The 13,061-nt window shown below is 54.1% G+C and carries 11 protein-coding genes; 3 read left to right on the top strand and 8 right to left on the bottom strand.

What is annotated here, in order from left to right; genetic code table 11:
• Positions 1–54: 54 nt before the first annotated feature.
• Positions 55–2,478, bottom strand: coding sequence for a sensor domain-containing protein (locus tag BN3795_RS01600; RefSeq protein WP_110944939.1), 2,424 nt, complete (start codon positions 2,476–2,478; stop codon positions 55–57).
• 174 nt (positions 2,479–2,652) lie between these two features.
• Entirely contained in the window at positions 2,653–3,459 is an 807-nt protein-coding gene (locus BN3795_RS01605) for a formate/nitrite transporter family protein (protein WP_068783009.1), read from the bottom strand.
• 246 nt (positions 3,460–3,705) lie between these two features.
• Between BN3795_RS01605 and BN3795_RS25410 the strand changes: the two genes are divergently transcribed.
• Positions 3,706–3,864, top strand: coding sequence for a hypothetical protein (locus tag BN3795_RS25410; protein ID WP_198524617.1), 159 nt, complete (start codon positions 3,706–3,708; stop codon positions 3,862–3,864).
• 109 nt (positions 3,865–3,973) lie between these two features.
• Here the strand turns inward: BN3795_RS25410 and BN3795_RS01610 are convergent, their stop codons facing one another.
• On the bottom strand, positions 3,974–5,125 hold the full coding sequence (locus tag BN3795_RS01610; protein ID WP_068783010.1) for an HD-GYP domain-containing protein: 1,152 nt from the start codon (positions 5,123–5,125) through the stop codon (positions 3,974–3,976).
• Between the two features lie 356 nt (positions 5,126–5,481).
• Here BN3795_RS01610 and BN3795_RS01615 point away from each other — a divergent pair, with 356 nt between their 5' ends.
• Both BN3795_RS01615 and BN3795_RS01620 read left to right on the top strand, forming a co-directional pair.
• Positions 5,482–6,474 (top strand): LuxR C-terminal-related transcriptional regulator, encoded by a 993-nt coding sequence (locus BN3795_RS01615; protein ID WP_068783011.1) that lies wholly within the window; start codon positions 5,482–5,484, stop codon positions 6,472–6,474.
• 273 nt (positions 6,475–6,747) lie between these two features.
• A complete protein-coding gene (locus BN3795_RS01620) occupies positions 6,748–8,475 on the top strand; it encodes a putative bifunctional diguanylate cyclase/phosphodiesterase (RefSeq protein ID WP_068783012.1) in 1,728 nt (575 codons plus the stop codon).
• Between the two features lie 74 nt (positions 8,476–8,549).
• Here BN3795_RS01620 and BN3795_RS01625 read toward each other — a convergent pair whose 3' ends face one another.
• The 5 genes from BN3795_RS01625 to BN3795_RS01645 all read right to left on the bottom strand — a co-directional run bounded on the left by BN3795_RS01625 (position 8,550) and on the right by BN3795_RS01645 (position 12,974).
• Positions 8,550–9,461 carry a polysaccharide deacetylase family protein gene (locus BN3795_RS01625; RefSeq protein ID WP_068783013.1) on the bottom strand — a complete coding sequence of 304 codons (912 nt, stop codon included), beginning with the start codon at positions 9,459–9,461 and terminating at the stop codon, positions 8,550–8,552.
• 27 nt (positions 9,462–9,488) lie between these two features.
• Positions 9,489–9,962, bottom strand: coding sequence for an RDD family protein (locus tag BN3795_RS01630; RefSeq protein WP_068783014.1), 474 nt, complete (start codon positions 9,960–9,962; stop codon positions 9,489–9,491).
• 156 nt (positions 9,963–10,118) lie between these two features.
• Positions 10,119–10,889: a GNAT family N-acetyltransferase gene (locus tag BN3795_RS01635; RefSeq protein ID WP_068783015.1), complete on the bottom strand. Its 771-nt coding sequence runs from the start codon at positions 10,887–10,889 to the stop codon at positions 10,119–10,121.
• Positions 10,886–11,884, bottom strand: a complete 999-nt coding sequence (locus BN3795_RS01640; protein ID WP_068783016.1) for a glycosyltransferase — start codon at positions 11,882–11,884, stop codon at positions 10,886–10,888. Before BN3795_RS01640 ends, BN3795_RS01635 begins: the two co-directional genes overlap by 4 nt.
• 118 nt (positions 11,885–12,002) lie before the next feature.
• Positions 12,003–12,974: a phosphotransferase family protein gene (locus BN3795_RS01645; protein WP_068783017.1), complete on the bottom strand. Its 972-nt coding sequence runs from the start codon at positions 12,972–12,974 to the stop codon at positions 12,003–12,005.
• Positions 12,975–13,061: the final 87 nt, after the last annotated feature.

Genomic DNA, 13,061 nt, shown 5'->3' on the forward strand with positions numbered 1-13,061 from the left:
AATACACCATCCTGCGGGTGATTGGTTTAGGTTGATTCCCTTCTGATTTCAGGGCTAGCTTCGCAGCAGCTCACGGATCCCGGATTCCGGAAGCGGCCTGCTGACGTAATATCCCTGAATAATATCACATTTGGCGCGGCGAACATGCTGCATCTGCTGTTCGGTCTCCACTCCCTCGGCGACAACCTGCAGCCCCATTTTGCGTCCGATCAGTACAATCGCTTTGGCAAGAGAGCGGCTGTCGTCCTGGTCCGGCAAATGCTCAATAAACGACTTGTCCACCTTCAGCGTCGTAATCGGCATCTGCTTCAACGATCCCAGCGATGAATAGCCGGTTCCGAAATCATCTAGTGCGATTTGAATGCCATGGGCTTTCAGTTCGACCAGCTTAGGCACCAGTGAGTCCACCGATTCCATAATCATCGACTCGGTGATCTCCAGCTCCAGGCAATCGGGCGACAAGCCCGTCTGCTGCAGGATACGCAGAACCCTGCCGACGAAGTCCTCCTCCAGCAGTTGAACGACGGAGATGTTAACAGCGATTTTGTAGATACCGAAGCCCTCAACTTCCAGCCGCTTGGCAAAGGCGCAGGACTCTCCCAACACCCATTCGCCAATCGGTACGATCAGCCGGCTGTCCTCGGCAATTCTAATGAATGATAAAGGCGATACGAATCCGAGCTCCGGGCTGTTCCAACGAATCAGCGCCTCGAAGCCGCAAATTCGGCCGTCGCGCACCTTGATTTGAGGTTGATAATGGAGGGTGAACTCACCTCGTTCCAGCGCTTGCCGCAAGTTTTTCTCCAGCTGCACCCGATCATTAAACGCTTTCAAAAAAAGGGGCTCGAAGACAACGTATCTGCCTTTCCCCGCTTGCTTCGCCGCGTACATCGCCACATCCGCGTTCTTGAGAATTTCCTCCGGGGTGCGCCCGTCTTTCGGGTAGAACGAAATGCCGATGCTGATCGACACGAACAGATCGCTGTCATCGATTCGGAACGGTTCCCTGAACCCCTTCAGCAGCTTGTCGGCCAGGGCTGTCGCCTGTTCCTCCTCCACATCCCGGATCAGGACGACGAATTCGTCACCGCCTAACCGAAATAACATTCCCGCCTCTCCGATCAGAGAAGTTAACCGGGAGCTTGCCTGCATCAGCAGACGGTCGCCGAATTTATGGCCCAGCGTATCGTTGATGAATTTAAAGTTGTCGGTATCTACGAAAAATAAGGCCGCTTTGGCATCTTCCCTGGAGACGAGCACCTCCATTTCCTCAAGCAAATACAGCCGGTTCGGCAAGTCGATCAACGCATCGTAATAAGCGAGATGCCGCATCCGCTCCTGATACATCTTCAATTGATGTACCTCTATATTTGAGCCCACCATTCGATAGGCTCGCCCTTGCTCATTAAACAGGGCTTTCCCCCGGCCCAGGAACCATCGGTACTCTCCGTCTTTACAACGCAGCCGGTATTCGCACTCGAACACCTCTTTGTCCCCTGCCTGCAAGGCGTTGATTTTCTGCCGGATCTTCGGCTCGTCTTCCGGATGAATCACCTGTCGGAGCATTTCACTGGTAATCGGGTCCTCCGAACGGTAACCCAGCAGTTCGAACCACCTCGGCGAGTAGTATCGCCGATTCCGCTCCAGATCCAACTCCCAGATCCCGCCGTTCGACGCTTCGGCGACCAGGCGATAGCGTTCCTCGCTGCGTCTTAACCTCTCCTGGTTCTCCAGCAGCATATCGTAGTTCTCCCTTAATTCCTCTTGCGTCGCGGTGAGCTCCAGATTGGCGGCTTCCAGTTCCTGATAGCTTTGATGCAGCTTGTTCTCAAATTGCTTGCGTTCCTCAATATCCACACCGGTCATAAGGAACACATCCGGGTCTCCCTGCAATCCGGGAATCACCGCCGTACGGAACAAGAAAGCCTTGGCTTTCCCCTGGGACGCGCAGAACAGATTCAGCTCGCGGTTGTCCACAAAGCGATGGGACAGCGCCTGGTCCAGCAGCGGAATGAGTTCCCGACATGCATGCTGCAACAGGGGGTGGTCCGTATAAGGCCGCCCGACGGCTTCCCCTTCCCTGATGCCCGTAACCGACTCCGCGTATCGGTTGAAACGCACCGTGATCCGGTCGCTCTGTACCGCCCAGATAAACAGGTTGGTGTGATCCAGCACTTCCTTGGCAAATCCTCGTTCTCCATGAATCGTCCGGCGCAGACGGATGATATAAGCTCGGATGAGCCAATAGACCAGCGCCACGCCTCCGAGCAGCAGTCCGCCTGCCAGAATAAGAACGGCCATCAACCCGACTGTATCCGCTGAGCCGTCAGCCAAAGCCGGGTAAGCCTCCTTCCAATCCGAGGCAGAATAGACCAGAGGTTGAACCGCCCTCCGTTCCGCTTCAACCTTTGTCGCGCCTAACCCCGCCATCATCGAAAACACGAGCATACCTGCTATCAACCTTCGGATCCGCTTCATAAGCGATACACCCTTTACGTTAGGATAGGAGTGGGGTTACCCCATCGAGTCGCGAGAATTAGCATATTTTGTTTCATCTTATCACAGTTGTACAGGAACCCATAGGCTAAATTCCCCGCCTGAACAAGAAAAATAGACACCTCGAACGCGGAGGTGCCTGACTTGAAATTAAGCTTATTTATGCAGCTGCTCGGAAGCATCCTCCGCATCCAAATACGGTTTATTGGCGAAATAATACATGAAACCCATCAACAGCACCCCGCCAACCAAATTGCCAAGCGTCACCGGGATGAGGTTGTGAATCACCCCGCCGAACGAAATCGTACCGGGATGATCCAGCACCAAAGCGATGGCAAAGGTGCACATATTGGCGATGCTGTGTTCGTAACCCGAAATAAAGAAGCAGAAGACGAACAGCATCATCGCGAACATCTTAGCCCCGTCTCCCTGCAGTGCCATTGGAATGAAGAAGGCCAGACATACCAGCCAGTTGCAAAGAATCGCGCGGAAGAATAACTCCGTAACAGGGGTAGCCATTTTATGCTCGACGACGCTCAGCAGGAAACTATTCACCGAGGCATCGGCAAATAAGCCGGTCAGGTAAATCAATAAGGCAAAGGCCCCTGCACCCAGGATGTTGCCAAAATAACTGAACACCCATAACTTCGTGACATCCTGCCATTTCAGCCGTTTCCTTAGAGCCGCGTATGTATAATAAAACGTATTTCCGGTGAACAAATCTCCGCCGCCGTAGGCGATAAGTATGATAGCGGCCCCAAAGGTAATCGCGGCCATCGGATAAGTCAGCGGCGACTGCTCCATATAGAAATAGTTCCCGCTCTTGAACGCAACGATCACCCCAAAACCGATAAACATGCTCGCCAGCATCGCCCTGGCAATATATCGGAGATGGCTCTGCTTAAATATTTTATACTTCTTGATTGCCAGCTCTTCGACTTTTAACAGTGATTCTGTCTCCATAACGCCCCCCGTATCTCCATGTCTTTTTTTTAATATTATTTCGTTAGATTAACCGGTGTTAGCGCTCGCCATCCCGGCATTGCCCCATTCATTTAAATTTTAGATTAAACGGTCTTGCTGCTATTTACAAGGGGCGCGGAATTGTGCATAATAAAAAAAAGATCATTTGATAATGATTATCATTATTGTTTTTGGGATAAGCTCGGTTGATCTACCGAAAAAATGCCGAAGAGGAGACGAACGCCCATGAGATTGCTGTCCGCCCGCAGAAAGACAAGGCTGAACATCGATGACTATTTGGATTTGCTCAATCTTGCCGCCCACTTGGGTGACCGCCAGTGGCAGAAGGAGATTATCCGCAAGTTGGAAATGATGCAGTCTGAACTAACCGACGTCAGATCATAGAGGTTTTTTTTAGATAAAATGAGCGCGAGCCCAGGGATAACCTCCCAAGCTCGCGCTTTTTGCATCCTGCTCCTTACATCCACGAGCCGTTGTCCGAACAAATTTTCGTTTAGATCCTTGCGGACAGCTGCATCCCTTCCCCGTTGTTCTCCAAAATTTCGGTAATCACCAGGTCTGTTTTGCGCATGAGGTCCACTTCGTACGGCGATCTTACGTTCGAACCGTCCGCTTCGCGAATGATCTTGACCATAGGCCGGTGTACGAGGTTGGAATCCAAGGAGGATACGATGCCTAACTGACCGCTGCTTAGCTTAACAACGGAGGACAGAGGATAAATGCTGATATTACGCAGGTACTTTTGAATCAGTCCGAGGCTGAAATAGCGATCTCCGGCTGCCAGCAAATATTCAATCGCTTCGCCGGGCGTATAGGCCAGACGGTAGTTCCGGCGCGAGATCAAGGCGTGATAGGTGTCGGCGATAGCGACAATTTGGGCGTATTCATCGATTTCATGATGCTTTAGCCGGGAAGGATACCCTGTCCCGTTATATCGTTCATGGTGCTGCAGCGCACACAGGGCGGAACGCCTCGACACGCCCTCCATATCACAGATGATTTGAAAGCCCGCCTCCGGATGGCGACGCAGCGCTTCACGGTCGGCTCCGGTCAAGCTGCCGTTCCGCCTAAGCGTGTGGGAGGGCAGTTCCGTCATTCCGATATCGAACAACAATGCGCCAACACACAGGTCAATCATTTCCGCTCCGGAGTATTGGCCCGCAATCCCAAGAATCGCCGAATACGCCGTCACATGAAAGGAATGCTCCAGCAGGTAGGGATCGCTTTGCTGAAGACGGATCAAGCCGTCCAGTACCTGCTCATGACTGGTGATTTCATAGAGGATGTTGCGGAACATCCGGCGAAACTGTTCATCCAGCTGCGGGGTGGACGGGCGCCCAAAGCCAAGGTCGGAATCCGCGAGACGCACCAGCATTTGCCGGATATCCTGCCGCGCCTCGGCTTTCTCCTTGCGATCCTGAAACTTCATGATCGGGCTGAACCCTTTCAAATCGTCTTCGCGGAAGGAACCTGCCGGCTCCTTTGGGACGATTATGGCCGTTTGAACCCCCAGCTTCTTTAGCCGGATAATATGGTTCTCCGTTAGGGCAGTCCCCGCCCCAAGCATCGTCATTCCGTGTTGATTAATTATAGGCTCGGCCAAAACGTCGCCTGGTTCGAGCATTCTGACATGAACCTGTCTCATGACATCACCACATCCTTATTTGAAATCAGCTGGCAAGGAAGAACGCCTGCGCTGGTATGTCCACCTTTTTATTCACCATGCCTTTTGGCCTAATCCCGATTCTAAGTCTATCTTCCTACTTTTCAGTTTCCTATCTCCCTATAATAATTCAAGAAATATAGTCCAGACCACAGAAATTTCCTGTTCGACAAAAACAAATTTATCATGACAACAGGAATTGGGACATTACCCCAAAGTATACTTTGTATAGGGTTTTTTCGACATTTCTATACAAAAAGTTACTTTTCTATCTTTCAGTTCAACGATATCCTAAATAGGAATAGCTGAAATTTGAATTTGTGAGGGGGGATAAAAAAATGAGGAGTTTACCATCGCACGAGCGTCAATCCTTAGATCTGAAGTCCTGGATAATAGGCCGGGAGTGGGAGCTGGAAGTTTTCTTGTTATATCTTAAGCACTATTCAAGCATGGAACGAATCATCAACATCTACGGATCCGCCGGGGTAGGGAAAAGCTCGCTGGCCGAGGAATTTCAAAAACAAGCAACCAGGCAAGGCGCCGCCGTCATTGCGCTTGATGCAGCGAGAATGAAAACCTCACCCGAAGATTTCTGCCGGCAAATCCTGTCCCAGCTTGGTTTATTGAACACCCTCCCCTCCTCATCCGATCCCGACTTCATCATCAGAGCCGCCATCGAGACGATCAATAAACGCGCCCTACTTGGACCTGCGATTTTATTTATCGATACCTATGAATTGCTGGAGCCGATGGAGGATTGGCTTCGGGACTTTTTTATTCTGCAAATCAAGGATCGCTGCCTCTGCGTTATTTCCGGCCGCAACCCGCTGTCCAGCAAGTGGACGGGATGCCCGCTCTGGAAGCGCACCATCTACCGAATGCCGCTCACGAACCTCGATTTCAACAGCGTTGTAGCTTACCTTCGAGGGATCGGAATCGCTGAGACGGAGCAGGTGTATCGCATTTGGAAGCAGACGGATGGCTTGCCTTTAAAGCTCTCGTCATTGCAGGGCAGGCATAGCGACGGACAACCCGTCCCTTCCAGTCTGCGTAACGACGGGAGGAACCTCCGACGCCGCGAGGCGGCTGTCTTTGGTTTATCCACCGAGAAGACGACGAAGTCGAATGCGGAGGCAGCAATCTACGCCCGAACGGACTTGACCCGTCGCGAGAAGGAGGTGGCGACTCTCGCTGCCGAGGGACTTACCAACCGGGACATCGCCTCCCGCCTCTTTCTGAGCGAAGTTACCATTAAGAAACATATGCGTTCTATTTTTCAAAAAGTCGGCGCCAGCAACCGGACACAGCTGCTCAAGCTGTTGATGGATTAAGTGATGGCTTCGTCCTCTTCGGGAGAATCGTTTATCCCATTTGCCTAGTCCCCTTCCTTTCTCTCCTACGCGACACATCAAGAAAACAGGCGGCTCCACCACTAGGTAGAAAGGCTCGCGACTATTGTCGCCCTTTTCGGAAAAAGCGATTGCCAGCGTATCATGCCGCATGTATGATGGGATTATAAGCTTCGGCTTTGATCGGACGCTCCCGTATGACGGACATCGTCGGTTAACTACATCTTCAGCGGTTCATTTCGAGGAGGCTTTATTGTGGAAGACGACCAGGCAAGCTCCCTATTCCGACCGGAATCCATGCTCACCGCATCAGCCCTGCTTCGCGCCATTGACCGAATGGGCGTCGGCTTGGCCATTACGGATCCGAATCTTGCGGATAACCCGTTGGTCTATGTTAATCAAGGATTTGAGCAGTTAACCGGATACAGACGCGAGGAGGTTCTGAAGCGGAATCTTCGTTTTCTGCAAGGAGAGGAGACCAACAAGGAACATCTCGATGTCATTCGGAAAGCAATTAAAGAGGGTGGATCCGCCACCGTCACGATCAAGAACTACAAGAAGGACGGCAGCACCTACTGGAACCAGTTCGTCATCAGCCCCATTCTGGATTCGAAGGGACAACCTCTCTATTTCATCGGGCTTCAGTTCGACGTGACGCAGGAAGTGGAACAGCAACAGGCTTCTAACGAACGGCTTCGCCAACTGTCCCGTTTCGATCCGGTGACCCGTCTTCTGAATTACAACTACTTTAAGGAACTGATGTGCGCCGAGCTGCGCTCAGCCCAGGCCGGGAACACCACGGCGGCGGTGATGTGCATCAATCTGAACCGATTTCGGCACATCAACGAAAGCTACGGCGAGAGCGACGGCAATGAGCTGCTGCGGCAGGTCGCCGAAAGGCTGCTCCGCTCCTTTCCCGAGGGAACGCCGATATGCCGCAACTTTGCGGACGAATTTTTCATACTGGTATCGAACATGTCTGACCCCTTATATATACATACCCTTGCACTTGATTTGAATGATGCGTTAAAAGAGCCTTATCTCCTTTCCGGCGAAATGTTCCAAGTTAGCTTCGGAATCGGAATCAGCTTGTTCCCGGACGACGGGTCCGATGTGAACCAATTGCTGCAGCATGCCGAAATGGCCATGAAGGAAGCGAAGAAGGAAGCGCTGGAGGGCCCGCATTATTATGATTATTACTTAATGGATCGCTTGATGACCCAGTTGACGCTGGAGAAGAAGATGGCACGGGCGCTGGCAGCCGGGCAATTCGAGCTGCACTTTCAGCCCAAGATCGATGCTGCCACCGAGGAATTAAGCGGCTTTGAAGCGTTGCTCCGCTGGAACGATCCCGTGCAGGGATACATTCCGCCGGGATCCTTCATCCCGGTCGCCGAGAATAACGGGTTTATCGTCGAATTGGGCAAATGGGTCCTGCGAGAAGCCTGTAAAGCGAACAAGCACTGGCAGGAAGCCGGATTTCCGAAGCTCCCGATGTCCGTGAACGTCTCGGCGGTGCAATTCAGGCATCCCCACTTCCTGCGCATGGTCGAACAAGTGCTGACCGAAACCGGTCTTGCCCCCCGCTATCTGGAGCTTGAGGTGACCGAATCGCTGCTCAACGACCATATGATGATCAAGGATACGTTAACCGCTTTGCAGCAACGGGGCATCTTACTGTCCGTGGACGATTTTGGGACGGGTTACTCCTCGATTCATTACTTGAAATCCCTCCCGGTTCAGGTGCTGAAAATCGACCGCACCTTCGTGCAGGAGACGCCGCGCTCCGAGCGCGATAACTCCTTGCTGCGATCCATCATCCAGTTGGGGAAATCCCTGGGCATGACCGTCCTCGCCGAAGGCGTTGAGACCCAAGCTCAGTTCGAATTCCTGCAGCAAAACGGCTGTGACCAGATTCAAGGTTATTATTACAGTCGCCCGTTAAACGCGGAAGCGGTAGAGGGATTACTGAAGTCCAGTTAATTATCTCGCGGCTGGCGTCATAACCGCTGACTTCCAGTCTCCGCCCCGCCTCCTTAATTCGAGAGTCCATTCCTTCAGGGTCTCTGCCGCAACTGCTGCAGGCCCTGAAGATCCTTCCAGCGGATCATCTCGATGCCTTCCTCCTCCATCACCGCCTTGATCTCCGGATCGCGGAAGAGCTGATCATCCCATTGTCTTTTTTCCCACTCGTGATGAATGGCCTTCAACTCCTCTGTCGCCAGAGCGGGATGAAGGATGATCTCGGAGACGCCGGGCCGCAGCGCCTTCAGGACGGAAATCATTTCTCGTTTGTAGCTTTCATAGGTTTCGCCCGGCTGTTTCCCGAAAGGCAGCCCGATAAGCTCATCGAGGAGAATGACGCCCATCCGGTCGGCCAGTTCGGTGACCTGCCGGGCCAGAGCGGCGGCTTCTGGCGGCAGCTTGCCTACCTGCGGCAGCGAACGCGGCAAGCGGAACGGCAAGCCGTAGTCCGCACAGATCTCAAACGCCACGTCGAGGAAATGGTTGCCAGTGACCAAGCCGTACAAGCTGCCCATGTGGTTGTCAAGATGCGTAGGCGCCAGACCTAATGCCAAGGCGGTCTCTACCTGGTTGATCATCTCCAGACGCACCTGCGGACGGCTGGCCTGCAATTCGAAGCGAGTCACGTCTCCGGGGAAGTAACCTTCCTCCGTAACCAGCGTCCGCACATCTCCGTCGCGCGTAACCGGCCCCCATTTATAACCGCTCCATTCGCTGGTGAACGTCAAATGCACCCCTACGTCATATTCGGGATTCGCGACGCTCCAGGCCGCAGCCTCCTTGGCCCAGGCGCAAGGGACCATCACGGTGGCCGAGGAGATCGCCCCTTCTTGCAGCAACTGGATAATCGCGGCGTTCTCCGCATGGCACATCCCAAAATCGTCCGCATTGACGATTAACAATTTGGCGTCCCGCCCATACCCTAATCGCTCTGCCAATGTCATCTGGATTCTCCTCCGTTTCCGCACATATTAAGGATACAGCTCCGATTCCCGATTCAGGACAAACGTATTGCAAATCCAGTCATGTAGCCCGCGCTTCTCTGCGCTGAAAGCAATCATGATAAATCCAATAAATAAGAGCAAACCGGATAGAACTTGGGCAAAATACCGCCCCAGCGACCGCAAAATGGAGATCCGCTCCCCTTCCCCGTCCACGATCTTTGCCCCTACCGCCAGCTTCCCGATCGTCCCTTGCCAGGAAGTGGCCGGCAGGATCACGAAGTACAGCAAATCGAGCAGCCTTTGGGTGAATTCGGGGAGAGGAAGGATCCAATCCACCACCGTCAAAATCAAGGCATCCATGAGATAAGCGAGCACCCTTCTCCAGAATCCGACATACACCGGGTTGGGATCGCGATAGATCATTCCCCTCCGTTCTTCCCATTCCGGCGCAGGCGGCTCCTCATTGTAAGGCCCGTACTGATACAACAGCGTTTGTGCCATGCATTCCAAATCCTTCCTCAACCGATGGATCTACTCCATGTTTATGTAAGAAACCCGGACTCTAGTTCCCTCGTATGTAATTTTCGCCTTCTCCCCAGATTATTCCTTCCTACGCAAAAAAAGGCGACCCTTGTCTGACCGCCCCAGCAATTCCTGCTATTTGCGAACCCTGTAATGGTAGCTCGAGATGGCCGCAAAACCCAGTTTGTCGTAAAGCTCCAGCGCGGGCGCATTCGCTGCCAGCACTTGCAGATACATGCCTTCCGCCCCGTTCTCGGCGGCCCATAACGCCAGGGCATGCAGCAGACGGCCGGCGACGCCCTTCCGGCGGTGACGCGGGTCAACCACGACGTTGCTGATTCCGGCCCAGCCCTCCTCGATGACCACGGTGGCCACCCCCATTGGCTCTCCCGCCTCATCGATAACGGCAAACGCCTTAGGGGCCGGCATCGCCATGAAGATCGCCAAATACCCGGCCCGCCGTTCCTCCGGAAATCCTTCCATCCGCAGGAATTCCTCCATCCAATGCCCCTCCGGCTGGGCGGCCAAGCGTACTTTGGCTTCGCCGATTCCGTAATCAGCGGATGCCTGAAGCACCTCTCGGATGTCGGCCGCCAGGAGCAGACAATTCATCGAGACTTCGTAACCCGAAGCCGCTAATCGCCCGTCCAGTTCTGGCGGCGAAGATTCACTAATGTGAAAGCACGGCGGCAGTCCGCGTTCCCGGTAGAAATGCTCGATTTCGTCCAGCCAATCGCCCTCCGGAAACGGCCCCGCCGCCAGCACACTGTTCGCTCGGGTCGTGACGCCGCTGTTAACCCGCAGCTTCCACGCCCCCAGCGATTTCACCTCGCTTGGAGGCCAACCGCTCGCGGCCAATTGCTCGATCTTCCCGGCCCCTTCCGACCGAACCCGCTGCCCGCTCATTTCAACCACTCCCCGAAGAAGCGCTCATATCCCCGCTTCATCACCGTCGCCGAGAAATTCGCAAAAGCGTATTCCCGATTGTCCGCGGAATACTTCTGCGGCGAGGCCGCCGCCATGTTGACGAGCTCGAACCAGTTCTTCTCATTGCCGGCAAAGGCATGGCGGGAGCTGATATGCCCGTAGCAGGGATGCTCCGGCTTGACGACGATTTTGCCCATGGCCAGCGCCTCGGTCAGCGGCATGGCAAAGGTGTCGAACTTGGAGCAGCTCCAATATACCTTCGCTGAGTTCATCAATACAAACACCTCGTCCTGGCTTAATGCGAACTGTAAGGTGACATTAAGCGGGATGTCGTATTTTTTCATACTTTCCTTGTAACGCTCCCCGCCGAACACCATCACGACATCCTTGTCGGGATTCTGTCTGGCATACTCCAGCACCAGATCCGGCCGCCGGTTCTCCTCGTCGCGTCCGATCCACAACACCCGATTATCGACGATCGAGGCGGGGTCATAATGCCGCTCCGCCAACGTTTCGTTAAATCCGATCGGGATCACGTCTACATCCGTCACACCAAACACGTCGTTCAATTGCCGCCGCAAGAACTCCGTCTGTACGATCGCCTTGTCCACGATCCCGTAGAACGGCTTCATCATTTCATACCCGGTCAAGGCCGGATCAGGGAAGCTATGCGGGAACAATACGCTCTTGGGGAGGAACATTTTTAGAAAAGTAAACCCGGATACCGTATAAATCACATGCTCGATCTTCTGTGCATGGATTTGATCCAGCACGATGTCGTAATTGACCAGATCTCCCTTCTCGTGCTCGTAGCCGGGAAGCCAGTCATGTCCGCTGACATGGCGCTCCGGAGCGATAAATACGATCTCTACGCCAAGCTCTCGGCCGATGTCTCGCAGCCGCTCCGCAAACACGCGCGGGCCTTGGGCCTCCGCAAACTGGATTTTTCGCATGACTAAACCGACTTTCTTCATTGGATCCCGCCTCTAGTTGATATTGTAGTGAATGTCCTGCTTCGTCGTTCTTGTTACGTCCGCCGCTAACGGGGGCCAGAGCCGGGAAAGGAGCGGATAAGGTCACTCCGGTTCGTTGCTAGAGATAAGCCTCCAACAATTCTAAGCATCCGGCCAAGCCATCCGCCGTCTCCTCCTGCTGCCGCAGCAACCCCTCTATCGTCCAAACGCCGCCGCCTCGCCGCAAATCCCCCTCGATCAGCAGCAGCATCCATAAGGAAAAGACCGCCGCAAACCAGGCGTACTCCCGGGCCAGTCCCTCCCTTACCCAGGTCGTGCCTTGCTTGTCCGCCTCCTCCAGATAAGTGTCTAACAGCTTCATCCGATCTTCCGACGGCATCGCCTTCGGAAAACGCGGATGCGACATATCGATCAGATGGTACAAATCCCAATAAGGGAGATTCCGATGCGCGTGCTCCCAATCAAGCAGAACCACGCGGCCTGCCTTCGTCACGGCGTAGTTGCCCAGATGCAGGTCGCCATGTGACAACACCCGGCGCTTGTCGCTGAAGCCGCCCCCCTTCTGTATCGCTGCCATCTTGTCAGAGTCGAGCCATTGTACCGGCAATCCGTGCGCGGCCAGAAGCACCCGCGCCTCGTCCCGCCGCCGCAGTAAATCCGCGGCGATGGTCTCGATGCCCGGCTTGGGGCCTTGCGCCGTCAAGCCGGGCCATCGTTCCGCCGGAGCGGCATGCAAGCGGGCCAACTGGCGGGCCGCCGCCTCGGCGTACTCCAGCCGGTAGGTGTGGCGCAGCGGCCCCAGATCCTCGAAGATCGTCCAGCCTTCGGTTCCTCGCCCTTCCGGCGAGGCCGCCAGCAGTTGCGGTACCGCGATCTCAGGAAGCTGTGCCAGCACGTTTCCGTTCACCCATGCTTCTCGGTCCACCGATTCGCCGTTCGTCAGCGGCTTAAAGATATAGCTGTGCCCGGGATCGGTATAAAACCGCTCCACCCATCGCCCATTCATGCCTTGGTACATCGGTTCTCGTCGCCATATTCGGTTCTCGTCCAGCGTACCGTCCGCAGTTACCGCTTCGCCCAAACTCCGCATCTTAGCTTCCTTCCCGCTCCCTTGTTTGACCTTAATCGTACATAAATTTTGAAAAGATTGTCAATCTGCCGTCTGAGATGCAGCCGG

This window comes from Paenibacillus phocaeensis (assembly GCF_900021165.1).
Taxonomy (GTDB): Bacteria; Bacillota; Bacilli; order Paenibacillales; family Paenibacillaceae; genus Fontibacillus; species Fontibacillus phocaensis.